The sequence below is a fragment of the Mesorhizobium sophorae genome (genome assembly GCF_002270415.1).
In the GTDB taxonomy this organism is placed as follows: domain Bacteria; phylum Pseudomonadota; class Alphaproteobacteria; order Rhizobiales; family Rhizobiaceae; genus Mesorhizobium; species Mesorhizobium sophorae.
On record NZ_NNRI01000022.1, the window covers coordinates 693,256 to 718,249 of the forward strand.

Genomic DNA, 24,994 nt, shown 5'->3' on the forward strand with positions numbered 1-24,994 from the left:
AAGATGTAAAAACCACGCCGCGAAAGTTAAGGCCCGAAGCCAAAAAATCGGCTGTCATCGTCGACAAACCTGGTTATGTCGCCTTGCCGACTGCCGCGTCCAGTTCCAGCTCGCCTTCCGAAATGTCGTCGAAGGAAGCGTAGTTCATGTTGTAGAGGCGGGCGTAGAGGCCTTTTCGTGCCATCAACTGTTCGTGGTTGCCGCTTTCGACGATCTCGCCGTTCTGCAGGACGATGATGCGGTCGGCGCCGCGGATGGTGGCCAGCCGGTGGGCGATGACCAGCCCGGTGCGGCCTTCCAGCAGTTTTATCAGCGCTTTCTGGATCAGCATCTCGGTGTAGGAATCGATGCTGGCCGTGGCCTCGTCGAGGACGAGGATCTTGGCGTCGGCCACCAGCGCCCGCGCGAAGCTGATCAGCTGGCGCTGGCCGAGCGAGAGATTGCCGCCGCGCTGCTCGAGCTCGGTGTCGTAGCCATCAGGCAAGTTCTCGATGAAGTCGTGCGCGCCGACGGCCTGTGCGGCGCGGACCACCTCGTCGCGGCTGGCGCCGGTCTTGTGATAGCGGATGTTCTCCAGCACCGAGCCGGAAAACAGGAACGGTTCCTGCAGCACCATGGCCACCTGATCGCCGAGCGAATCCTGGGTCAGGTCACGCACGTCGTGGCCGCCGACCAGGACCTGGCCGGACCAGACATCGTAGAAGCGGTGCACCAGCGCCATCGAGCTCGACTTGCCCGACCCGGTCGGGCCGACCAGCGCGACGGTCTCGCCCGGATTGACGTGGAAGGAGATGTTCTCCAGCACCGGCAGGTTTTGCCGGTAGCCGAAGGTGACGTTCCTGAACTCGACCGAGCCGTCCATGTCGCGCGACAGCGCTACGGCACCATCCTTGTCGCTGACGTCCACCGGCACGTCGAGCACTTCGGAGATGCGCTGGCCCGAAGCCATGGCGCGCTGCATGACGCTGTACTGCATGGTCAGCGAGCGGATCGGGTCGAAGAAGCGCTGGATGTAGAACAGGAACGCCACCATGACGCCGACGTCGAGGCTGTGCGACAGCACCATCGAACCGCCGACGACGATGACGGTCGCCATGGCGATGCCGGTCAGCGTGTCGACGATCGGCACCATCACCTGAGCATATTTCGCCGACGTCAGGTGGGCATTGAGATTGGCCAGCACCTTCTCGTCGTAGAGGTCGAAATTGACGTGCTGGCGTTCGAGGCTCTGCACCGTGCGCACGCCGTGGATGCCTTCGGCCAGCGCGCCGTTGGCGATCGAGTTGGTCTCGTGCGCGGCCATGAAGGCGACCTTGGCGCGCGGCAGCCAGAACAGGCGCACGATGAACAGCACCGGCATGGTCGACAGCGTCAGCAGGCCGAGCCGGAAATCCAGCCACAAAAGGACGCTGACGATGCCGAACAAAAGCACGATGTCGCCCACCGACATCACCGACGTCTCGAGGAATTCCTGCATCGAATTGACGTCGCCCTGCAGGCGCGACATCAGGCGGCCGACCTCGGTCTTGTCCATGAAGCTCAGCGAGACCCGCTGCAGGTGGCTGAACATGGCGCGGCGCAGGTCCGACAGCACGTTCTCGGCGACCTTGCCGACGACGCTTTCCTGTACGTGGCTGGCGGCATAGTTGATGAGGATGATCAGCGTGAAGGCGCCGATTGCAGCGATCATCACCGACTGGTCGAGCCTGCCCGCCGCCATGCCGTGGTCGATGGCGTAGCGGATGACCAGCGGGATTGCGAGCTGCGTCAGCGTGAACACCAGCACCGCGGCGACCGAGATGAAAATCCGGCTCTGATACGGCTTCACGAAGCTCCATATACGCCGCACAATGCGCGGATCATAGGCCTTGCCGAAAACCTCTTCCTCGTCGCGGTGCGAGCCGACGACAGCCTTTGTCGGCCGTCCGCTGGTGTCTTCCTTCTCGTCGTCGCTCTGTGCGGACATCACGCGGCTCCCAGAGCCGTGGGCCGATCGTCGTCCGGCCGCAGCTGCAGGTCGTAGAGCGCGCGATAGCGCCCGCCGAGCGCCAGCAACTGCTCATGCGTGCCGCGCTCGACGATGCGGCCGTTCTCGACGAACAGGATCTGGTCGGCATGCATCAGCGAGCTCAGCCGATGCGAAATGATCAGCGTCACGCGATCCCTGGCGAAGCGTTTCATCGCCGCCCGGATGCGCTGCTCGGTGCCGGCGTCGATGGCCGCGGTGGAATCGTCGAAGACCAGCACCGATGGCCGCAGCATCAGGCTGCGCGCGATGGTCAGGCGCTGCCGCTGGCCGCCGGACAGCGACGCGCCGCGTTCGCCGACGACCGTGGTGTAGCCGGCGGGAAGCCCGATGATGTAGTTGTGCAACTGGGCGAACTCGGCTGCCTGCCCGATGCGGGTTTCGCGTGCCCAGGGATTGCCATAGGCGATGTTGTTCTCGATCGAGGTGGTGAACAGGAACGCGTCCTGCTGCACGACGCCGACGGCCTTGCGCAGCGATTGCAGCGTGACCTTGCTGATGTCCTGGCCATCGATGGTAATGCTGCCCGAGGTGACGTCGTAGAAGCGCGGGATCAGATGAGCGATGGTCGACTTGCCGCTGCCGGGCGGGCCGACGATGCCGATGGTCTCGCCGGACCTCGCCTCGAAGGAAATGCCAGACAGCGTCGGCCGGTCGCCCGCGCCGGCGTAGCGGAAGCCGACATTGTCGAAGCGCAGCACGCCCTCGGTGACGACGAGGTCCCTGGCGCCCGGCGCGTCCTTGATGTCCAATTCGGCGTCGAGCAGTTCGAACAGCCGGGTGCCGCAGGTCGAGGCGCGCGCGAAGGAATTGACCATCAGGCCGAGCTGGCGCACCGGCATCTGCAGGATGGTCATGAAAGTGAGGAACTGGGCCAGCGTGCCGACGCTGATTTGACCCGCAATGACCTTCTGGCCGCCGAACCACAGCACCAGGCCCATGGCGGCGAGGAACGAGAAGTTCATGGCGCTGGTGTTGCCGACGCGGATGTCGACGCGCTTGTTGGCGAGGTCCAGCGCATCCTGCTTGGCGCGGTCGAATTTCTCCAGCTCATGCCGCTGCGCCGCAAAGGCTCGCACGACACGCATGCCGCCGAGATTCTCATCCATCACCCGGCTCAGCACCGACAGGCGCTGCTGCAAGGTTAGCCAGGTGCTGCGCAGCGCCAGCTGGGTGACCGAGGAGCGCCAGGCGACGAACGGCACGAAGCTCAGGCTCAACAGCCCGAGCACCAGATCGGTGCTGATCAGCAGGTAGGCGCCGACGCCGATCAACACGCCGAGCAGGACGACGCGCAGGATGCCGGTGGAAAAGAACATGCGCACGCCGTCGAGATCGAGCAGGCCGAGCGTGATCAGATCGCCGGTGTGGACCCGGTCGTGGTAGGAGAAGCTCAGGCGCTGGATCTTCTCGTAGAAAGCCAGGCGCAGCTCATAGCCGGTGCGATGGCCGACGGCCTCGCCGTAGTAGTTCTGCGCCATGGTGAAGAGACCGCGCAGGATGCTGACGACGAGCAGCGTCAAGGCGGTGTTCCACAGCGCATGCTCCGCCGCGGCTCCGGCCCCGGCTGTCATGACGCCCTGCGCCTGGTCGATGGCGCGTCCCAGCAAGCGTGGAATGAAGAGCTGCAGCGTCGCGGCGATGAAGGTCGAGACGAGGGTGATCGCGACTTGCCAGGGATGGCGCAGCGTCATGCGCACGATCCGGAGCAAGGTGCTGAGGCCCTTGCCCCAGGAGGCTTCGGCCACATGGGCAAACGATTTGCCGCGCTCCGGCGCGCTGCCGATTGCTAGCGTATTCAAAGGAAAATATCCAACCCAATCCGGGCATTAGCCCGGACGAATAGAGCAGACTCAGTTCAGATGGCGTGATGTTACGCGGGTCCGGCTTGGCCGTTCAAGAGCCAATGACGGCATCGCACTGTGCCTGGACACAACATGCTGTTGCGCGTGTTCGGAACGCCGGCAATCCGTTCACGTACCCTGCCGCCAGCAGGCGATCAGGTGGCCGGGTGCGACCTGCCTGGCGGGCGGTTCGGCCTTTCTGCAGTCGGGCACGACCAGGGGGCAGCGATCGGCGAAGGAACATCCCTTGGTCTGCGTGCCGGCTGCCTCGATCTCCACCGGAGCGGATAGTTTCGGCGCGGCCTCATCGGAGGACGCGGCCAGGAGCAGTTGCGTGTAGGGGTGATTGGGGCCCCGGAAGATCTGGTCGGATGAACCGGTTTCGACCAGACGGCCGCGATAGAGCACGCCGATCCTGTCGGCCATGTAGCGTACGACCCTGAGGTCGTGGCTGATGAACAGATAGGTCGTGTCCTTGTCGCGCTGCAGGTCGTTGAGCAGGTTGAGAACCGTCGCTTGGACCGAGACGTCGAGCGCCGAGGTGGGTTCGTCGAGCACGACGACCTTCGGCACGCCGGCGAAGGCCCGCGCGATCGCGGCCCGTTGCCGCTGGCCGCCGGACAGCGATCGCGATTTCTGCTCGGCCGTGGTGCCGGGAAGGCGGACTGACTGCAAGAGATCGCTGACGCGTGCTCTCACCTCGCCGCGGCGCAGGCCGGCGAGCCGGCGCAGCGGACGGCCGAGGATCCTGCCGATCCGCTGGCGTGGGTTGAGCGTGCGATCGGGCGACTGGAAGACCATCTGCACGTCGCGCTGTTCGGCAAGGTTTCTCTTCTCGACGCGCGGCGCGACCGTCCTGCCGAACAGCTCGACCGATCCGGCGTCAGGCGTCTGCAGGCCGGTGACGATCCTTGCCAAGGTCGACTTGCCGGAGCCGGATTCGCCGATCAGCCCGAACGTTTCGCCCTGGCCTATGTCGAGGTCGATATCGCTGAGCACTGGCTGGCTGCCGAAGGAATGGCTGATGCCTTTGCAGGCGATCGCGATCCGGCGTTCTTTCCGCGCGCCGGCGTCTTCATCGTTGGGCGTCGGGTGCACTGCCAGACCGGCTCCGTCGGTCTCGGCCAGTCTGCCGTCCCGCTTGGTGTAGTTGAGGGCCGGGATCGAGGCGATGAGCGCCTTTGTGTAGGCGTGGCGAGGGTTGTCGAAGACATCAGTGGCGACGCCGCTTTCGACCACCGTTCCCGACTGCATCACCGCCACGCGGTCACAGGCGCGGCGGATCATGTTGATGTCGTGGCTGATCAGAAGCACGCTGGTTTTGTGATCCTTGCGCAGGTCGTGCAGGATGGCGATGATCTCCGACTGCACGCTGGCGTCGAGCGCCGTCGTCGGCTCGTCCAGCACCAGCAGCGACGGGTCGAGCGCGATCGCGATGGCGATGTTGGCGCGCTGCTGCATGCCGCCGGACAATTCGTGCGGATAGAGATCCAGCACCCGGTTCGGACGGCTTACCCTGACGCGCCCGAGCAGTTCGGCGGCGCGCGCGCGCGCCTTGTCGTGGCGAACCGGGCGATGCCGCATGATCGTCTCGGTGATCTGCCGGCCGATCGTCATGCTTGGATTGAGGGCGGCGCCCGAGTGCTGATAGACGGCCGCGATGTGGTTGCCCCGCAACTGGCGAAGCTGCTCGGCGGAGAGGTCGCGGATTTCGCGGCCCTGGAATTCAAGCGCCGATGCCGCGATGCGGGCATTTTTCGGCAGATAGCGCAGGATGGCGAGCGCCACCGAGCTTTTGCCCGATCCCGACTCGCCGACCAGGCCAAGCGCTTCGCCTTCGCCTATGTGCAGCGACACGCCGCTGACGGCGGGATGCGATCCGTTGCGTCCGTCATAGGCGATGGAAAGCTGTTCGACGTTGAGAACCGAGGAGGACATTGGGAGCTTGAAACCACTTTCTTCCAGCGCGGCGATCGAGGGCAATCGCTTCCGCTTTGGCAATACATAATCTCTATAAAATTACTCGAATTAAGCCGGAGCGCAATCTACCTTTCATCGCTCACGAGAGATTGTTGCCGTCTGCCAAAGCAGCGCGACGGTCTCCGGAGAGCAGATTTGGAAGGAGGCCGGCATGGCTCGAGATCACATGATCCTCAGCGCATTTTTCTTCAACCCGCAGGGCGATCACCGGATGTCCTGGCGCCATCCGCGCGCACCGGGCCGGGAGGTGCTGGACTTCGACTTCTACCGCGATCTCGTGCAGGCGGCCGAGCGGGCAAAGATCGACACCATCTTCGTCGCCGACCACGTGTCGATCTGGGATTCGGTCAAGAGCGGCGTCGCCCACCATGCCAATGCCCGCCTCGAGCCGCTGACGCTGCTGTCGGCGCTGGCCGGCGTGACCAGGCATATCGGCCTGATCACCACGGCTTCGAGCTCCTACAGCGAGCCCTACAATGTGGCGCGCATGTTCGCCTCGCTCGACCATATCAGCAAGGGCAGGGCGTCCTGGAACGTCGTCACCTCGGCCATGGACGAGGAGGCGCGTAATTTCGGCCGCGACGGCAATATCGAACATGCATTCCGCTCTGAGCGTGCAGCCGAATTCCTCGATATCGTCAAGGCGCTGTGGGACAGCTGGGAAGACGAGGCGCTGCTGATCGACAAGGCATCGGGCTATTTCGCCGATCCCGACAAGGTCCACCCGATCGATCACAAGGGAAAGCACTTCAAGGTGCGCGGACCGCTCAACGTCTCGCGGCCACCGCAGGGCCATCCGCTGATCGTCCAGGCCGGCTCGTCCGAGGACGGCAAGAACTTTGCCACCGCCCAGGCCGATGTGCATTTCGCCATCTTCAGCACCAGGGAAGACGGCATCAAGTATCGCCGGGACATCAACGAGCGTCTTGCCCGTCACGGCAGGCGGCCGGAGAGCTTCAAGATCCTGCCGGGCATCCTGCCGATCGTTGCCGCCTCCGAGGCGGAAGGCCGGGAAAAGCAGGAGTATCTGCAGACCTTGCTTCCCGACCAGGTCGGCATCGACCTTCTGTCGAGCTGGAGCGGTATCGATCTCTCCGCCTATCCGCCGGACGGGCCGCTGCCGCCGCTGCCGGACGAGAGCACCTTCAGTGGTGGACGCACATCGCTCAACCGGGTCCGGCAGTGGTCGAAGCAGAATCTCAGCCTGCGCGAGATTGCCCGCAAGCTCGCCAACAGCGGCTCGGTGCCGACCGTGGCCGGCACGCCGGCGCAGATCGCCGACCAGCTGCAGGATTGGTACGTCTCGGGTGCCGCAGACGGCTTCAACCTGATGTTCCCGCTGCTGCCGGAGGACTGGGTGAATTTCGCCGAGCAGGTGGTGCCGGAGCTGCAGCGCCGCGGCGTGTTCCCGACCGAATACGCGCCGGGAACGCTGCGCGACCGTTTCGGCCTGGCGCGGCCAGCCAACCGCTTCGCTGAGCAGCGCGACAATGCGCGCGCCGTGTCCTGACCCCGGAGATCGATGATGACCGCCGCCCCAAGACTGCAGCCGCGCGAAGCGACCGCGCCGCATCTCGTCAATGTCCTGCACAGCCCCAAGCGCGTGCGCGTCAAATTCGGCGGCCGCACCATCGCCGACAGCCGAAACGTGCTGGTGCTGCGCTCCAACCACTTCCTGCCGATCTACTTCTTCCCGGTGGCGTCGGTCGACGCGTCGGTGCTGAAGCCCTCGCTGCATCGCGAGCCGCACGCGGTCGGTGGCGAGACGGCCTACTGGGATATCGACACCGGCGACAGGCGCAGCGCCAACGCGGCCTGGTCGTTCGTGTCGCCGCCGGGTGAAGACCTGTCGCCGCTCGCCGGTCGCATCGCCTTCAGCTGGAAGCTCGTCGACCAGTGGTTCGAGGAGGATGAAGAGGTCTTCGTCCATGCCCGCGATCCCTATGCGCGCATCGATGTGCTGCAAAGTTCGAGCCATGTGCAGGTCTGGTTCGACGGCGAGCCGATCGCCGACAGCCGCCGCCCGGTGCTGCTGTTCGAGACGCATCTGCCGACGCGCTTCTACCTGCATCCGGATGACATCAATCTGGAGCGGCTGACGGCGTCCGCCACAACGACGCGATGTCCCTACAAGGGCATCGCTTCCTATTGGTCCGGGCTCTTGAGCGACGGTTCGGTGCGCCCGGACATCGCCTGGAGCTACCGCGACCCGATCGCCGAGATGCCCAAGATCAAGGGCCTCGTCGCCTTCTACCCGCAGGCCGTGGATCGCATCCATCTCGACGGCGAACCCGTCGCACAGAGCAGCTTTTCAATCTTCATTTCAGACAGGGGTTTAGAACATGACCAAACACAGAGATATCGACGCACTTCGCAATCTGTCGGGGGACATCTGGAATGTCGCAGTCGACGAATATCAGGGTGGCTTTCTCAAGCGCCGCGATCTGCTGAAATACGCAGCGCTGCTCGGCTTGACCGGGTTTGCCGCCTCGCAGGGACTTGGAGGCGCGCGCGCATCAGCAGCTGCCGGCGGTATCGTCCGCGTCGGCCTCGGCCAGCCGACCAAGGCGATCGATCCCGTATCGGTCACTGATCCGGCAAGCATCGGGGTGATCAGCCAGGTCGGCGAGTATTTGATCCTTGACGATCCCAAGGACGGGCTGCAGCCGAAGCTCGCCTTGTCCTGGGAGGCCGACGAGACCGCCAGCCGCTGGACCTTCAAATTGCGTCCGGGGGTGAAATTCCACGACGGCCGCACGGTCACCGCCAAGGACGTGGTGGCGAGTTTTGAGCGGCTTGTCGATCCGGCCAGCGGCTCATCGGCGCTGTCAGCCTACAAGGGCATCCTGTCCAAGGGCGGCGCCAAGCTGGTGGACGACGAAACCGTCGCCTTCGACCTCGACGGTCCCAACAGCAACTTCCCCTTCTATGTCTCCTCCGACGTCTACAACGCCGTCATCCTGCCGGCCGACTATGCCGGCGATTCGAGAAGACCTTCAACGGCGCCGGCCCGTTCAAGCTCGAATCCTTCCGTCCCAAGCTGGGCGCGAGCTTCGTGCGCAATCCGGATTACTGGGGCGACAAGGCGCTGCCCGACCGCGTCGAGATCAAGTTCTTCGACGGTGAGCAGGCCCAGGTTCTGGCGCTGCAGGCCGGCCAGCTCGACGTCATCCCGAGCACGACGCGGCTGGAACTGGCGATCGAGGGCAATCCCAACTTCAAGCTGCTGAGCGTGCAGGCAAGCTCGCATGACCAGGTGCACCTGCGGACCGACCAGGCGCCGTTCACCGACAAGCGCATCCGTCGCGCGTTGGCGCTGACGCTCGACCGCGAGGCGATCGTGAAGGGGCTGCTGAAAGGCCGCGCCATCGTCGGCAACGACACCCCGTTCGCGCCGATCTTCCCCTCCGCCGACGCGTCGGTGCCGCAGCGCAAGCAGGACATCGCCGAGGCCAAGCGGCTGCTGGGCGAGGCGGGTGTGCCGAATGGCTTCGAGGTGACGCTGACCACCGAGCGCGCTTATGACATTCCCGACTATGCGGTGATCATCCAGAATTTCGCCAAGAAGGCTGGCATCGACGTCAAGCTCAATGTCCTGCCGCAGGATGCCTATTACGGCTCTGCGACCTTCGGCAGCTCGCCCTGGCTGGATTCGGTTCTCGGCATCACCGATTACGGCCATCGCGGCACGCCCGACATCTTCCTCAACGCCACCCTGAAGAGTTCGGGGGCCTGGAACGCGGCGCATTTCAAGAACCCGGCCTACGATGCTCTGCTGCTCGACTACTCCAAGGCACGCGACCTCAACGCCCAGCGCCTTGCCGCCGGCAAGATCCAGACCCTCCTGCTTGACGAAACGCCGGCGATCATCAGCTACTTCTCGCAGTACAGCCGGATCACCAGCACCAAGGTCGAGGGCGTGCGCTTCACGGCGATTTCGCACCTGCTGCTCGACCGCGTTACCTTCGTCCAGGCATGATGCTCGAGCGGGGAGATAGCGTCCCATTCCAATTCCATCGAAATGGGACTGGTTCAAGGCGAGGCAGCAGGACGCGATGCTGAGTGGCCGCACTGTGTCGGCGCGCGCGGGCACACTTTTGCTCACGCTATGGCTGGTCAGCATACTGGTCTTCTTTGCTGGGCAGGTTCTGCCCGGCGATGTCGGTCGCGTCATGCTCGGGCCCTTTGCCGATGCGCAGGCGGTGGCGGAACTGAACAAGCGGCTCGGCGCCGACCAGCCGGTTCTCGTCCAGTACTGGCGCTGGTTCAGCAACGCGCTCACCGGCGATTTCGGCACCTCGCTGTCGATGGGCGGACCGGTGGCCCCGTTCGTGCTGGAAAGCCTCAAGCGCTCGGCGGCGCTTGCCGGCATCATCCTGGTTTTCCTTGTTCCGCTAGGGGTCGGCGCCGGCGTCATCGCCGGTCTCAATGCGGGCCGCTTCATCGACCGGCTGATCGTGATGGCGGGCGTTTCCTTCGGTATTGTCCCGGACTTTGTGTCCGGCCTGATGCTGCTTATCGTTTTCGGCCTGTGGCTGAACTGGTTCCCGATCTCGGGTGTCGCACCCGACGGTGCGGGCTTCTGGACGAATGGCTACTATTTGATCCTGCCGGCGCTGCCGCTGGTGCTGAACCTTGCCGGCTATATCGCCCGGATGACGCGGGCCGGCGTGATCGAGGCTATGGCCGCCGACTATACACGCACGGCCGTCCTGAAAGGGCTCGAGCGGCACGAGATCATTTTTCGACATGTGCTGCGCAATGCGCTGACGCCGACCATCGCGGTGCTTGCGACCCAGACCGGTTACATGCTTGGCGGGTTGGTGGTGATCGAAGCGCTGTTCGGTATCCAGGGCCTTGGCAATCTGGTTCTGAACGCGGCCAAGGCACGCGATTTCCCGATGCTTGAAGCCGGCGTGCTGGTGATGGCGGCAATATTCGTGCTGTCGGCGGCGGCAGGCGACCTCGTGCTGGCCTTGCTCGATCCGCGACAACGCCGAAGGGCTTTGTCATGACGGACCTGGCGGAGTTTCCCGCACCGCGGCGCGCGGCGGTCGGCTTGGCGGCGACGCGCAGGATCGGCAGCGCTTTTGCCGGACTGCCTCCGTCGGTCGTGGCCGGTTCGCTGGTGCTGCTGTTCTGGATCGCGTGCGCGCTGTTCGGCAATCTCTTCGTTCCCTACGATCCCTATGCCGAGGATTTTCTGGCGATGCTGACCCCGCCCGATGCCGTGCATTGGTTCGGCACCGACCAACTCGGCCGCGACGTGCTGTCCCGCATCGTCGTTGGATCGCGCGATATCCTGCTGGTTGCGCCGCTCGCCACGCTTGCCGGTGTCACAGCCGGCAGCATCATCGGGCTGGTGCTCGGCTATTTCGATGGACTGGTCGATGCCATCGGGGCGCGGCTGCTCGACACGCTGATGGCGTTTCCGTTCATCGTTCTCGCGACCATGACGCTTGTCGCGATCGGCCCATCAAACCTGACCGTCGTTCTGGTGATCGCCATTGCCTACGCGCCGCTGGTGGCGCGGACCGTTCGGGCCGCCGTGCGCGAGCAGAAGCAGCGCGATTATGTCAGCGCCGCCCGGCTCGGCGGGGAGGGTGCTGTCGCCATCATGTTCCTGGAGATACTGCCTAATGTTCGGGAAACGATCCTCATCGAGCTCGTCACCCGGCTGGGATACGCGTTCTTCTCTATCGCCACGCTGAGCTTTCTCGGCCTCGGCATCCAGCCGCCGTCCGCCGACTGGGGACTGGCCGTTGCCGACGGCTACGGCTTCCTGACCGGCGGCAAATGGTGGGTCGTCGTCTTCAATTCCGTGGCAATCGTCTCGCTGGTCATGGCGACCAACCTCATCGCACAAGGCATCGGTGCCTTCGAAAATAGCGATGTCTGAGCTTTGATGCTTCTCCGCCGGCGGCGGAGAGGGAAGCCATCCCATCACAATGATCGCCCTGTGGCACCTATGCGTTGAGCACCTGGCATGGGGCTCGACGCGATCCCTCAGCCTCGCGATCCAGGTCTTTCCGCCGACGAAACCCTTCCATCGTTGCCGCACGTTTCGACAGGGCGGGAGCGTGCTTCATGGGGATGGCCGAACACAGCCGTTGACGCTGGCCCCCTTTACCTCCTAGGATTAAATCAAATTGATTTACGTTACTCGCCCGAAGAGGCGGAAATGCCGATCAACAATGGGAGATGAAGTATGACTGACAGGCTGCCAGACCCGCATATGCGTTCCCTGCAAGACCCGTCGACGGCTGTTTCACGCCGGCGGTTGTTGATCGGCACGGCCTTCGTCGCCGCGACCATCGCCACGACTTTCTCCTTCGGCGCGCGACCGGCGTCCGCCGAATCGGTGCTCGCCATGCACATCGAGGAGCAGACGAGCTGGGTGCAGAACTTCAACCCCTTCGACCTTGGCGGGCGCCGCCAGAGCACGATGGATTTCGTCTACGAGCCGCTCGTCATCTTCAACGACTATGACAGCGGCAAGCCGATCTTCCGGCTGGCGACGGGCTACAAATTGTCCGACGATCTGAAATCGATCACCTACACGCTGCGCGACGGCGTCAAATGGTCGGATGGTCAGCCATTGACCTCGGCCGACATGAAATTCACGCTCGAGCTGATGCTGAAGAACCCGGCGGTCGACATTGTCGGCGTCGGCGGCAGCGTCGCCTCGGTCGAAGCGCCTTCGCCGACCGAAGTGAAGATCACTCTGAAGGATGTCGACACGCATTTCCCGGAATCGATGGCCGATTTCCCTGTCGTGCCCGAGCACATCTGGAAGGATGTCGCCGATCCGCTCGCCTTCAAGAACGAGAAGCCGATCGGCTCCGGCCCGATGACCGAGATCCGCCGCTTCACGCCGCAGGTCTACGAGCAGTGCCGCAACCCGAATTACTGGGACGCCGCCTCGCTGCATGTCGACTGCCTGAAGCTGCCGCAGATCTCCGGCAACGACCAGATGCTGGCATTGCTGCCGGAAGGATCGATGGACTGGATCGGCTCGTTCCTGCCCGAGATCGACAAGACCTATGTCGCGCTCGACAAGGACCACAATGGCTACTGGCAGCCGCCGGCGGAAACCATCGCCTTCCAGGTGAACTTCAAGACCGCCAACCCGGCGCTGGCCGAAGCCTTCAACGACATCAATTTCCGTCACGCTTTCAGCCTGGTCATGGACCGCACGGCGATGGTGGACATTGCCGGCTTTGGCTATCCGGTGGTCAACCTGCACGCCAGCGGCCTGCCGCCGCGCTTTGACGCCTGGCGCAACAAGGCGGCCGAAGGCGACAAGGACGTGTGGATGACCTACGACGTCGACAAGGCCAACAAGGTGCTTGACGACGCCGGCTACAAGAAGGGCGCCGACGGCATGCGCACCACGCCGAAGGGCCAACCGATCGCCTTCTCGATCATCGTTCCCAATGGCTGGACCGACTGGATCGACGCCGTGCAGATCGCCACCGAAGGCCTGCGCAAGGCGGGCATCAACGCCTCGGTGGCGACACCGGAATACGAGCAGTGGCAAAAGCAGATTCTCGACGGCTCGTTCGATGCGGTCATGAACTCCCGCGCCGACGGTCCGACGCCGTTCCGCGGCTACTACCAGTCGTTGTCGACGGCCTTTGCCGGGCGCATCACCAGTGCGCCGTCGCGCTACTCCGATCCGGAGTTGGACAAGGTGTTCGACGCCTACCGCAAGGCGACCACCGACGAAGACCGCAAGAAGCTGTTCGACCAGGTGCAGGTGATCATCGCCGACAATTTCCCGGTGGTGCCGGTGTTCAACGGGCCGACCTGGTATCAGTATTCGACCAAGCGCTTCACCGGCTGGGTGACCAAGGACGAACCGGTGATGAACCCGGAGAACCACGACAACAACCGCATGCGGTTGATGCATTTGCTGCGCCTGAAGCCGGTACAATAAGTCTGACGCAACGCCCTTCTCCTTCGTGAGGGGGAAAAGGGTTCCGTGTCCCAAATCCTGGCTTCGGCGGCGGTCGCCGCGAGGCCGGATGCCGGACAGGGACAGACGCCTGCAGCCGCTTCTTCGTCCGTCGCCTTTGGCGACAGCTTCTCCGCCGAACGGAGAAGGCAACCGAGCACAAGGAATAGCCGATGCGGATTCCTCTTCGACGGCTTGGGGTCTATTTCGTCGCCTTCCTGTTTGCCATCGTGATGAATTTCACCGTTCCCCGGCTGATGCCGGGAAGCCCGGTCGACGGCATGATCGCGCAGCTCGGGCCGCGCGCGACACCAGCGGCGATCGAGGCGATCAAGGCCCGCTTCGGTGCCGTCGAACAGCCGATCCTGGGACAGTTCGTCGACTACATCACCGGCCTCGCCCGGTTCGATCTCGGCGTGTCGGTAAAATATTATCCGCAGACCGTCACCCAGGTGCTTGCCCGTTCGGCCGGCTGGACCGCCTTCCTGGTCACCACGGCGATCATCTTTTCCCTCTGCGTTGGAGTCTCCCTCGGCGCAGTGGCAGCCTGGCGGCGAGGCGGACGCTTCGATGCGTTCGTCTCGCCGTTTTCTGTCGTGCTGATCGCAATCCCGCCGGTTATCATCGGACTGGCGACCTTGTTCACCTTTGGCGTGACGCTGCGCTGGTTCCCGGTCGGCTATGCCTACAATCCCGACCTCGATCCGGGCCTGAACTTCACTTTTTTCGGCAGCGTCTTCTGGCACGCGGTGATGCCGGTGCTGACGCTGTCGCCCTATCTGATCGGTGAATTCCAGACGACGATGCGCTCCTCGATGATATCGGTGCTCGGCGAGGACTATGTCACCATGGGCCGCGCCAAGGGGCTCGGCGAGACCGCGGTGATGTTTTCCTATGCGGCGCGAAACGCGATGCTGCCGGTGCTGACCAATCTGGCGTTGATGCTGGGCGCGGTGTTCGGCGGCTCGATCGTCACCGAAATCGTCTTCAACTATCCGGGCCTGGGGCTGACGCTGTTCACTGCAAGCGTGGCGCGCGACTATCCGGTCATCCAGGGGCAGCTGCTGCTGATGACGATGGCGACGCTCGGTGCCAATCTGCTGGTCGACATCCTCTACGGTGTCGTCGATCCGCGCATCCGGGAGGAACGGGCATGAATTTCGGTTGGCAACTTCTGTGGCGGCAGAAGAAGGCCGTCGCCGGCCTGATCATCGTCGCCGCGCTCTGCCTGATGGCGCTCTTCGCACCCATCCTGGCGCCGACCGATCCGGGCGAGCGTGTCGGCCGCTCGCACCAGCCGCCGACCGTCGAGCATTATTTCGGCACCACCAAGATGGGCCGCGACGTCTATGCGCAATTCGTCTGGGGCGCGCGCCCGTCGCTGGCGGTCGGTTTTGCCACCGGGCTGTTCATCACCGCACTTGGCACCATCATCGGGCTGGTCGCCGGTTATTTCGGCGGCCGCACCGATGCGACGCTGGACCTGATCACCAATGCGGTGCTGGTCATCCCCAATATCCCGCTCTTGATCCTGCTTGCCTCCTTCGCCGGCACGGTCGGTCCGGTCGCCATCATGATGATCATCGCTCTGACTTCGTGGCCGTGGGGCGCGCGCATGACGCGGTCGCAGACGATGGCGCTTCGCAACCGCGAGTTCGTCACCGCGGCGCGCATGGTCGGCGAGCCGTCCTGGCGCATCATCTTCGTCGAGATCCTGCCCAGCCTGGTGCCGCTGATCGGCATCAACATCGTCGGCTCGATCATCTACGCCATCGTCGCGCAGACGACGCTCGAATATCTCGGCTTCGGCGACCCGCTCAACGTCACCTGGGGCACGATGCTCTACAATGCGCAGAACTCCTCTGCCATCATCGTCGGTGCCTGGTGGGACATCAGCGCGCCGGCCGCCGGCATCGCGCTGGTCGGCCTCGGCCTCGCTCTGTTGAACTTCACCTTCGACGAGATCGCCAATCCGCAGTTGCGCTCCGGTCCGGCGCTCAGCCGCTGGCTGCGCCTCAGCCGTCTGCGCAAGCGCGAACTGGAGGCGGCACGGTGAACGAGGCGCTGCTGCAAATCCGCGACCTCAGCGTCGACTATTTCCTAGACAAGGGCGCCTTCCGCGCTGTCAAGAACGTGTCCTTCGACATCGGCCGCGGCGAATTGTTCGGGCTCGCCGGCGAATCCGGCTGCGGCAAGAGCACGATCGCCTACGCCATCACACGGCTGGCCAAGGCGCCGGCCTGGGTGGCGGTCGGCGAGATCCTGCTCGACGGCCAGGATCTTTTGAAGCTGCCGGAAAGCCGGCTGCAGGAGGTGCGCTGGCGACGGATCGGCATGGTGTTCCAGAGCGCAATGAATTCGCTCAATCCGCTGATGCGGGTCGAGGCGCAGTTCCACGACGTGCTGCGCCGGCATACCGGCTCGTCGCGCGAAAAATCGCGGGCGCGCGCCGAGGAGATGTTCAAGCTGGTCGGCATTCCGGCCAGCCGGCTGACCGACTATCCGCACCAGTTCTCGGGCGGCATGCGCCAGCGCATCGTCATCGCCATCTGCCTGGCGCTGAAGCCGGAGCTGATCATCATGGACGAACCGACGACGGCACTCGACGTGGTCGTGCAGCGCGAAATCCTCGAACAGGTCATCGACCTGCAACGCGGCTATGGTTTCTCGGTGCTGTTCATCACTCATGATCTGCATTTGATGGCGCAGCTCTGCCACCGTATCGGGGTGATGCTGAGGGGCGAACTGGTCGAGGTCGGCGATGTCAGGCAGGTCAGCCGCGCACCGGCGCACGACTACACGCGAAAGCTCTGGGGCGCGATCCCGCAACTGCCCGGCCATCCTCCGGTGAAGGACGCGATCGCATGAATGCCGTGATGACTGTTCCCCCAGCAGCCATCGCGGCCGAGCCGATCGTCAGGCTGGACGGCATCGAGCGCAGCTTCGGCCTGGTGCAGGCGTTGCGCGGTGTGTCGCTGTCGCTGAAGGGCGGCCATGCGCTGGCGCTGGTTGGAGAATCCGGCTGCGGCAAGACCACCTGCGCCCGCATCATCGCACGCATGGATACGCCGACCGGCGGCGAGATGCTCTATCGCGGCCGCAACATCACGCGGACCGGCACGGCCGCCGAGGAAAAGGCCTACCGCCGCGCCGTGCAGATGGTGTTCCAGGATCCGTTCGCCTCGCTCAACCCGGTGTTTTCGGTACAGCATCATCTGGCGCGCCCGCTGGCGCTGCACGGCCACGCAAGGAGTAAAGCGGAGCAGGTGAAGGGCGTCGCCGATCTCCTCAACTGGGTCGGCCTCGAGCCGTCGCTGACCGCGCACAAGTTTCCGCATGAACTGTCGGGAGGCCAGCGCCAGCGCGTCAACATTGCGCGAGCGCTCGCCGTGCAGCCCGACGTGCTGGTCGCCGACGAGCCGACCTCGATGCTCGATGTTTCGATCCGCCTCGGCATCCTCGAACTCCTGGCGCGCATCAAGCAGGAGCGGCAACTGGCGCTGCTCTACATCACGCATGACATCGCCACCGCCGCCCATGTCGCCGAAGAGGTGATCGTGATGTTCGCCGGCCAGATGGTCGAGTGGGGTGATACACTCTCGGTGATCGGCCATGCCCGCCATCCCTACACGCAATTGCTGCTTTCGGCGGTGCCGGATCCCGATCGGCCGTTCGTGGCTGGAGACAGCGCCCGCTTTCTCGGTCACGCCGAGGAGGTGCGACGCTTGAGCCGGCCATCCTCGACTGAGGTCAACAAGGTCGGCCCCAACCATTTCGTGCGTGCGCTGGGCGCGATGTCCTGAAATCAACGCCATAGGGTCTCCATGGATTATCTGGTCAATCTTTCGCTGCTTTCACCCGATCCCGAACTCGATGCGCGTGTCGGCCGTGCCGCCGTCACCATTCGCCGGGCGTTGGCGCCGGAACTCGAACTGGTGACTGGCTGGGTGCGGCAAACCTTCAACGCCGGCTGGTCGAGCGAGACGACGGTGGCATTTTCGCGCCAGCCGGCCTCGTGCTTCCTGGCGACACGCGACGGCGAGCTGGTCGGCTTTGCCGTCTATGATTCGATCGCGCGTGGCTTCTTCGGCCCGACCGGCGTCGGCGAGGCCGCGCGCGGCGCCGGCATCGGCCACGCGCTGCTGCTGGCAACGCTGCTCGACATGCGCGTCATGGGCTATGGCTACGCCATCATCGGCGATGTCGGTCCGTCCGAATTCTATGAGCGCACCGTCGGCGCGACGCAGATCCCGGACTCCGAACCCGGGGTCTATGCCGGCTTGCTCAACACCCATCCCTGATCTCTCGTTCGAAAGCTTGTCATGACGCTTCAATCCAAATCCGCATTCCGTCTGGAAACGACCTGGGCACCGGCCACCGCCACCGACAAGCTCGCCTATTCGCTGACGCTCACCAATTTGTCGTCGAAGGCCATCGAAGGTTTTCGGCTCTGCGTCAGCGGCCCGGCCCGCATCGATCCGGCCGTCACCGTCGAAGGCGGCAGGCTTTCGGAACGGCTGTCCAACCATTCCGAATTCGCGCCGCCAGACGGCTTTGTGCTGCAGCCCCGTGAGACATGGACCGTCACCGCGCATGGGCTGAGCTATCCGCTACGGCACTGGACCGACGGCGCCACCGCTGCCTACCTCGCGCTTGCCGATGGCACCGTAGCTCCTGTTGCGTTGGGTCCGACCAAGGCGATCGGCGACAATGCGGTGCTGAAGCGCGGTGCCGAAATCTATCCGGTGCCCGCGCAGGCGCCCGTGCCGGTTTCAATCATACCGTGGCCACGCACCGTTGCGGTCTCCGGCCGACGCGCTGTTCCGCAAGGTTTGGCACTTCGGCCGAAGGGAACGGCAGCCGCCGATGCAGCCGGCGCGTTCGGTGACCTTGTCGACAGCCTGTTTGCCGTCGAAGGCATTGTGCGCAACGAGGCCGAAGGCGGCTTGCCGGTCGATCTCGGCATCGCGGACGGATTTGGCCCGGAAGCCTATGCGATCCGCTTTTCAGCTGATGGGGTCGCGGTTTCGGCGGGAACGAGAACCGGATTGTTCTACGGGCTGGTCACGCTCGGCCAGATCCTGCGCGGGGCGCAATCGCACCCCGAGACGTTTCTCTTCCCGGCCGAAGGCGAAATCCGCGATGAGCCAGCGCTGGGCTGGCGCGGCACGCATCTCGACGTCGCCCGGCAGTTCTACGCAACGGCCGAGATCAAGACCTTCCTGCGCATCCTTGCCTGGAACAAGCTCAACCGGTTCCACTGGCATCTGTCCGACGACGAGGCGTGGCGGGTCGAGATATCAGCCTATCCCGACCTGACGAAAGTCGGCGCGTGGCGCGGCCATGGGTTGCCGGTGCCGCCCCTGCTGGGCTCGGGCCCCGAGCCGAGCGGTGGCTATTACACCAAGGCTGCCGTGCGCGAGGTCGTTCAACTGGCCGGCCAACTCGGCATCGAAGTCGTGCCTGAGATCGATGTGCCGGGGCATTGCTATGCGATGCTGCAGGCGATGCCGGAGCTGCGCGATCCCGGCGAGAGCGGTGAGTATTTCTCGGTGCAGGGGTTTCCCAACAATTGCATCAATCCGGCGCGGCCGGAGACCTACTTTGTGCTGGAGAAAATCCTCGACGAACTGATCGAACTGTTTCCGTTCAAGACCATCCATGTCGGCGCCGACGAGGTGCCGCTGGGCGCCTGGTCCGGTTCGCCGCAAGCGCTGGCTCGGCTCACCGAGGTTGGCGGCGAGGGGCTGGCGGCCGCGCATGCCAAGCGCCTCAACGTGGTCACCAACACACACGGCGCCGATGAGATCGACGGCTCGGGCGCGGCGGTGCTGCAGGCCGAGTTTCTCAAGCGGATACAATCGTTCCTTGCGTCTCGCGGCTGCGTCACCGGCGGCTGGCAAGAGGCGGCGCACGGCAATGTCATCGACAAGCAGAAAAGCTACCTCTGCGGCTGGCGAACGGTCGAAGCCTCGGCCGCACTTGCGGGCGAGGGCTATGCGATGGTGGTGTGCCCCGGCCAGGTCTATTACCTCGACATGGCCAACAGTCCGGCCTGGTCGGAACCGGGTGCGGCCTGGGCCGGCTGGTCCGATCCGGAAAAGCTGTACGGCTTCGATCCTGTCGAGAGCTGGACGGACGCGCAGGAGACGAAACTGCTCGGCGTGCAGGCCTGCATCTGGTCGGAGCCGATGACCGACCGCGCCGTCTTCGACCGGCTGGTGTTTCCCCGCATCTCGGCGCTGGCGGAAACAGGCTGGACACAGCCGGAGAAAAAGTCCTGGGAACGGTTCAAGGCGCTCGCCGGGCTGATGCCGGTGCTCTACGGGGCGACCTAGGAACCTCCCGTTCGCCTAGCCGGCGTGCGGCTTTTGCAGGACGTCGAACTGCGGGTTGGTCTCGGAGAAGATCGGCAGTGCGGCGGCACCAAGAACCGAGGTGTCCTTGCCGGCGGCGCCGACAAGGACCCGCGGCACGGTGCGGGCGCTGGTCGAACTGACAGAGAGGTACAAGGGGTCGAGCCGGCTGGCCAGGAGCTCAATGACGCCGACCGGCATGAAACCGCCGAGGACCACGGTTTCGGGATCGAGCGCGAGTTCGAGCATGTTGATCGCCTGGCGCAGCGGATCGACTGCCTGGACGACCCACGCTTCCAGACTGTCGCCATTGGCCAGCAATGCCTGGAGCAATTCCGGCGAGGCATGATCGGGATCGGGGATTTCCAGGCACTCATAGGCGGCGCGCAACGAGACATAGCGTTCGAGACAGCCGCGCTTGCCGCAGCCGCATTCGAGGCCGCCGGGCTTGACGATCATGTGGCCGATCTCGCCGGCATTGTGGCGGCTGCCCTTGTAGAGATGGCCGTCCAGGAACAGGCCGGCGCCAAGGCCGGTACCGATGAACAAATAGACGAAGCTGCCGAGGTTGCGGGCAACGCCATAGAGCCGCTCGCCGATGGCGGCGGCGGTGGCATCGTTCTCGACCGTTACCGGAATGCCGGTCAGCCGCTGCAGCTCTTCGGCGACGGGGAAATCCTGCCAGCCAGGCAGCGCGGTCGGCCCGACCGAGGTCATGCCCTCGACGTCGAACGGACCCGGCATCGCCATGCCGATGCCAAGCAGGCGGCCGCGGTCGAAACGAAACTTGCGCATCAGGTCGCCGGCTATCGCGGCCAGCAGAGGCATCGCCTGCGCCGGTGTCGGCCGGTCGACCGGGCGCTCGATACGGGCGCGAACCGTGCCTGACAGATCGGTGATGACGCCGACCGCCAGCTGGTGGTCGAGCTGCAGACCGATCGAATAGCCGCCGTCGGGATTGATGGAGTAGGGGACCGCCGGCTGGCCGCGTGCGCCCTTCAGCGTGGCTTGCGCGCGAAGCAGCTGTTCCCGCTCGAGTTCCTCGACGATGTTGGAGATTGTCTGCGTGCTCAGTGCCGTCAGGCGCGCGATTGCCGCCCGCGACAAGGCACCGTTGGTCCTGATCGCTTCGATCACGACGCGGCGATTGTGTGACTTGGCCTGTTCGAGATTGGTGCCAGCGATGGCTTTTCTAGGGGGCATGTGCGCGTTACCAACGAACCTTCCGCAAAAACAAATCAAGTTGATTTAATTATACGCAATGGTAGCTACCACTTCTAGCGGGTTTCGCAATGGCAGCGCCATCTTGCCACGCGCGGATCAGCATTATTTGATGCCATCAGAGCAGCCGGCCGACGCCGAGATCGGCGAGCAACGGCTTTGCATTCCATCCGCCACTTCCATATATCGCAAGGCATGAAAAAAATCGGTTTCCTGTCATTCGGGCACTGGACGCCCTCATCGCAATCACAGACGCGGTCGGCATCGGACGCGCTGCTGCAGTCCATCGACCTAGCCGTCGCCGCCGAGCAACTGGGCGCGGACGGCGCCTATTTCCGTGTCCATCATTTCGCTCGTCAGCTCGCTTCGCCGTTCCCGCTGCTGGCAGCCGTCGGCGCGAAGACCAGCCGCATCGAGATCGGCACCGCGGTCATCGACATGCGCTACGAAAATCCGCTCTACATGGCCGAGGACGCCGGTGCTGCCGATATCATCGCCGGCGGCCGCCTGCAGCTTGGCATCAGCCGCGGCTCGCCGGAGCAGGTGATCGACGGCTGGCGCTACTTCGGTTACGCCCCGCCGGAGGGACAGAGCGACGCCGAGATGGCGCGGCATCACGCCGAGGTCTTCCTCGATACGCTGCGGGGCGAGGGGTTCGCCCAGCCCAATCCACGGCCGATGTTCCCCAACCCGCCCGGCCTGCTGCGGCTCGAGCCGCATTCTGAAGGCTTGCGCGAGCGGATCTGGTGGGGTGCGGCCACCAACGCCACTTCGGAATGGGCGGCGAAACTGGGCATGAACCTGCAGAGTTCGACGCTCAAATTCGACGAGAGCGGCAAGCCGTTCCACATCCAGCAGGCCGAGCAGATCCGGGTCTACCGCGAGGCCTGGAAGGCGGCCGGCCATCAGCGCGAGCCGCGCGTCTCGGTCAGCCGCAGCATCTTCGCGCTGGTCGACGATCGCGACCGCGCCTATTTCGGGCGCGGCAACCAGAGCAGCGACCAGATCGGCTTCATCGAGGAGAACACCAAGACGATCTTCGGGCGCAGCTACGCCGCCGAACCGGATGTGCTCATCAAGGAACTGGCACAGGACGAGGCGATCGCCGAGGCCGACACACTGTTGCTCACCGTGCCCAACCAGCTCGGCGTCGACTACAATGCCCATGTCATCGAGGCGATCCTGACCCACGTCGCTCCGGCGCTGGGCTGGCGCTGACACCGATCGATCATGGCGGATTGCTACAGGGAGGACAACATGCCGAAGAAAGCCTTGATTGCCTGGGGAGGTTGGCAAGGGCATACGCCGGAACAGAGCGCGAAGATCGTGCGCACCCTGCTGGAAGGCAACGGTTTCGACGTCACGCTCGGCGAGGGCACGGCGATGTTCGCCGATCCGAAGCTCAGCGCATTCGATCTCATTGTGCCCGTGATCACGATGTCGACGATCGAAAAGGCCGAACTTCAGAATTTGGTTCTCGCGGTTCGCCAGGGCAGTGGCCTTGGCGGCTTTCACGGCACGATGTGCGACAGCTTCCGCAGTGAAACCGATTATCAGTTCATGACCGGCGGCCAGTGGGTCGCGCATCCCGGCGACATCATCGACTATACGGTCGCCGTCACCAGGCCGGATGATCCGATCACAACCGGCGTCAGTGATTTCGCCTACCGATCGGAGCAGTATTACATGCATGTCGATCCGGGCAACGAAGTGCTGGCCACAACCACCTTCACTGACCAGCATTTTCCGGGAATAGGCGGCGTCGTGATGCCGGTGGTCTGGAAGCGTCGCTATGGGGCTGGAAAGGTGTTCTACAGCGCGCTGGGACACAATGCCGGCGAGTTCGCGGTCCCGGAAATGGCCTTGATCGTCGAGCGCGGCCTTGTCTGGGCCGCCCGCTAGGTTGGTTGCGGAAGGGAGGACGGGACCTTGACGGTATCGGTTAAAGACCTGCCCCTGCACACGCCGATCGATGGCCGGCACCGCAAGATGCTGATCGATGGCCTCTGGTGCGACGCGCTCGGCGGCCGGACTTTCGAGACGCGCAATCCCGCCACCGGCGCCGTGATCGGCACCGTGCCGCTCTCCGATTCAGGCGATATCGACCTCGCGGTGGCGGCGGCGCGGCGCGCCTTCGACGGACCATGGAGCCGGTTCAAGCCCTATGAGCGCCAGCTGCTGCTGCTCAGGATTGCCGACCTGATGGAGCGTCACTGGGAGGAGATCGCGCTTTCCGACACGACGGACATGGGCATGCCCATCGTGCGCACGCTCGCCAACAAGAACCGCGTGCTCGGCATGCTGCGCTTCTACGCCGGCATGGCGACGTCGATCCATGGCCACACGATCGGCAATTCGCTGCCGGGCGAGATCGTCTCCTACACGCGCAAGGAGCCGGTCGGCGTGGTCGGCGCGATCATTCCCTGGAATGCGCCGACAGCCGCGTCGATCTGGAAGATCGGCCCAGCGCTGGCGGCCGGCTGCACCATCGTGCTGAAGCCTTCCGAGGAAGCGCCGCTGACGCCGCTGTTGATTGGCGCGCTGATGATGGAGGCCGGGGCGCCTCCCGGCGTCGTCAACGTTGTCACCGGCACCGGCGCGGGAGCCGGCGCGCCGCTCGCCGCCCATATGGACGTCGACAAAATCGTCTTCACCGGCTCCACAGTGACCGGCCAGAGCATCCTGCGCGCCTCGGCCGGCAACATGAAACGTGTTTCGCTGGAGCTTGGCGGCAAGTCGCCGGTCATCGTATGTGCCGACGCCGATCTTGAGCGCGCCGTGCCGGTAGCGGCAATGTCTGTGTTCGCCAATTCCGGCCAGATCTGCATCGCCGGGTCACGGCTGTTCGTCGAACGGCCGATCTACGAGGAGTTCGTCGAGCGGGTCTCGGCCTATGCGGCAAAACTCAGGATCGGCGACGGCGCCGACCCTGAAACCGAGATCGGGCCGCTGATTTCGCCCAAGCAGCTCGAACGCGTCACCGGCTACATCGAGGACGGCACGAGGCAAGGTGCCCGGCTGGTCACAGGCGGCAACCGCATCACCGAAGGCGGGCTCGGTGCGGGCAATTTCATGGCGCCCAGTGTGTTCTCAGGCGTTACCGATGACATGCGCATTGCCCGCGAAGAGATCTTCGGCCCGGTCATCTCGGCGCTGCCCTTCGACACGCTGGACGAGGTGGTGCGGCGCGGCAACGACACGCCCTATGGGCTGGGTGCCGGCGTGTTCACCCGCGACGTCGGCAAGGCGCACCAACTGGCGAACCGCCTGCGCGCCGGCTCGGTCTGGGTCAATACCTATCACGCCATCGACCCCGCGGTGCCCTTTGGCGGCTACAAGATGAGCGGCTACGGACGCGAAGGTGGCGCCGAGCATCTCGACGAATATCTCAATACCAAGGGCGTCTGGATCAGGACGGACTAAGGGGTCGTTTCGAACTCTACTGCTACGGTCATGGTAAGATGGCGCTCTATGGCGCCCCCCTCTGTCCTGCCGGACATCTCCCCCACACGGGGGGAGATTGGCCGTCACCACGGCCTTCGCGAATCTTCAACGTGGCTGGAAGAGAGCTGGCGCCGAAACTTCCAATCTCCCCACCCGTGGGGGAGAT

The 24,994-nt window shown here is 64.4% G+C and carries 17 protein-coding genes and 2 pseudogenes; 15 read left to right on the forward strand and 4 right to left on the reverse strand.

The genetic code is table 11. From position 1 onward, the window contains the following. Positions 1-73: 73 nt before the first annotated feature. The 3 genes from CGZ66_RS34430 to CGZ66_RS34440 all read right to left on the reverse strand — a co-directional run bounded on the left by CGZ66_RS34430 (position 74) and on the right by CGZ66_RS34440 (position 5,871). Complete coding sequence (locus tag CGZ66_RS34430) at positions 74-1,966, reverse strand: ABC transporter ATP-binding protein (RefSeq protein ID WP_095091094.1); 1,893 nt, start codon at positions 1,964-1,966, stop codon at positions 74-76. Then, positions 1,966-3,828, reverse strand: a complete 1,863-nt coding sequence (locus CGZ66_RS34435; protein WP_095091095.1) for an ABC transporter ATP-binding protein — start codon at positions 3,826-3,828, stop codon at positions 1,966-1,968. The genes CGZ66_RS34430 and CGZ66_RS34435 overlap by 1 nt, the downstream gene beginning before the upstream one ends. A 171-nt stretch (positions 3,829-3,999) precedes the next feature. Then, on the reverse strand, positions 4,000-5,871 hold the full coding sequence (locus tag CGZ66_RS34440; RefSeq protein ID WP_245331349.1) for a dipeptide ABC transporter ATP-binding protein: 1,872 nt from the start codon (positions 5,869-5,871) through the stop codon (positions 4,000-4,002). A 130-nt stretch (positions 5,872-6,001) separates the two neighbouring features. Here CGZ66_RS34440 and CGZ66_RS34445 point away from each other — a divergent pair, with 130 nt between their 5' ends. The 12 genes and pseudogenes from CGZ66_RS34445 to CGZ66_RS34500 all read left to right on the forward strand — a co-directional run bounded on the left by CGZ66_RS34445 (position 6,002) and on the right by CGZ66_RS34500 (position 20,145). After that, positions 6,002-7,360 carry an LLM class flavin-dependent oxidoreductase gene (locus tag CGZ66_RS34445; protein WP_095091096.1) on the forward strand — a complete coding sequence of 453 codons (1,359 nt, stop codon included), beginning with the start codon at positions 6,002-6,004 and terminating at the stop codon, positions 7,358-7,360. Positions 7,361-7,375: 15 nt separating this feature from the next. Beyond that, positions 7,376-8,095 (forward strand): annotated as a pseudogene (locus tag CGZ66_RS34450) (DUF427 domain-containing protein); the annotation flags it as partial. 97 nt (positions 8,096-8,192) lie between these two features. After that, positions 8,193-9,829, forward strand: a pseudogene (locus tag CGZ66_RS41920) (ABC transporter substrate-binding protein). Positions 9,830-9,905: 76 nt separating this feature from the next. After that, positions 9,906-10,865: an ABC transporter permease gene (locus tag CGZ66_RS34460; RefSeq protein WP_095091097.1), complete on the forward strand. Its 960-nt coding sequence runs from the start codon at positions 9,906-9,908 to the stop codon at positions 10,863-10,865. Then, complete coding sequence (locus CGZ66_RS34465) at positions 10,862-11,749, forward strand: ABC transporter permease (protein WP_095091098.1); 888 nt, start codon at positions 10,862-10,864, stop codon at positions 11,747-11,749. The genes CGZ66_RS34460 and CGZ66_RS34465 overlap by 4 nt, the downstream gene beginning before the upstream one ends. Positions 11,750-12,058: 309 nt before the next feature. Further along, a complete protein-coding gene (locus tag CGZ66_RS34470) occupies positions 12,059-13,789 on the forward strand; it encodes an ABC transporter substrate-binding protein (RefSeq protein WP_245331351.1) in 1,731 nt (576 codons plus the stop codon). A 191-nt stretch (positions 13,790-13,980) separates the two neighbouring features. Then, on the forward strand, positions 13,981-14,964 hold the full coding sequence (locus CGZ66_RS34475; protein ID WP_095091099.1) for an ABC transporter permease: 984 nt from the start codon (positions 13,981-13,983) through the stop codon (positions 14,962-14,964). Further along, the gene (locus tag CGZ66_RS34480; RefSeq protein WP_095091100.1) at positions 14,961-15,863 is read left to right on the forward strand and encodes an ABC transporter permease; all 903 of its coding nucleotides are present in this window, start codon (positions 14,961-14,963) and stop codon (positions 15,861-15,863) included. The genes CGZ66_RS34475 and CGZ66_RS34480 overlap by 4 nt, the downstream gene beginning before the upstream one ends. Continuing rightward, entirely contained in the window at positions 15,860-16,675 is an 816-nt protein-coding gene (locus tag CGZ66_RS34485; protein WP_095091101.1) for an ABC transporter ATP-binding protein, read from the forward strand. Before CGZ66_RS34480 ends, CGZ66_RS34485 begins: the two co-directional genes overlap by 4 nt. Then, complete coding sequence (locus tag CGZ66_RS34490) at positions 16,672-17,610, forward strand: ABC transporter ATP-binding protein (protein ID WP_095091102.1); 939 nt, start codon at positions 16,672-16,674, stop codon at positions 17,608-17,610. The genes CGZ66_RS34485 and CGZ66_RS34490 overlap by 4 nt, the downstream gene beginning before the upstream one ends. A 21-nt stretch (positions 17,611-17,631) precedes the next feature. Further along, entirely contained in the window at positions 17,632-18,108 is a 477-nt protein-coding gene (locus CGZ66_RS34495) for a GNAT family N-acetyltransferase (protein ID WP_095091103.1), read from the forward strand. A gap of 21 nt (positions 18,109-18,129) precedes the next feature. After that, on the forward strand, positions 18,130-20,145 hold the full coding sequence (locus tag CGZ66_RS34500) for a beta-N-acetylhexosaminidase (RefSeq protein ID WP_095091104.1): 2,016 nt from the start codon (positions 18,130-18,132) through the stop codon (positions 20,143-20,145). Positions 20,146-20,160: 15 nt separating this feature from the next. Here CGZ66_RS34500 and CGZ66_RS34505 read toward each other — a convergent pair whose 3' ends face one another. Further along, complete coding sequence (locus tag CGZ66_RS34505) at positions 20,161-21,366, reverse strand: ROK family transcriptional regulator (protein WP_095091105.1); 1,206 nt, start codon at positions 21,364-21,366, stop codon at positions 20,161-20,163. A gap of 213 nt (positions 21,367-21,579) precedes the next feature. Between CGZ66_RS34505 and CGZ66_RS34510 the strand changes: the two genes are divergently transcribed. The 3 genes from CGZ66_RS34510 (at position 21,580) to CGZ66_RS34520 (ending at position 24,807) form a co-directional block, all read left to right on the forward strand. Next, a complete protein-coding gene (locus CGZ66_RS34510; protein WP_095091106.1) occupies positions 21,580-22,602 on the forward strand; it encodes an LLM class flavin-dependent oxidoreductase in 1,023 nt (340 codons plus the stop codon). A 39-nt stretch (positions 22,603-22,641) separates the two neighbouring features. Then, the gene (locus CGZ66_RS34515; protein ID WP_095091107.1) at positions 22,642-23,286 is read left to right on the forward strand and encodes a ThuA domain-containing protein; all 645 of its coding nucleotides are present in this window, start codon (positions 22,642-22,644) and stop codon (positions 23,284-23,286) included. 87 nt (positions 23,287-23,373) lie between these two features. Further along, the gene (locus CGZ66_RS34520) at positions 23,374-24,807 is read left to right on the forward strand and encodes an aldehyde dehydrogenase family protein (RefSeq protein WP_095091739.1); all 1,434 of its coding nucleotides are present in this window, start codon (positions 23,374-23,376) and stop codon (positions 24,805-24,807) included. Positions 24,808-24,994: the final 187 nt, after the last annotated feature.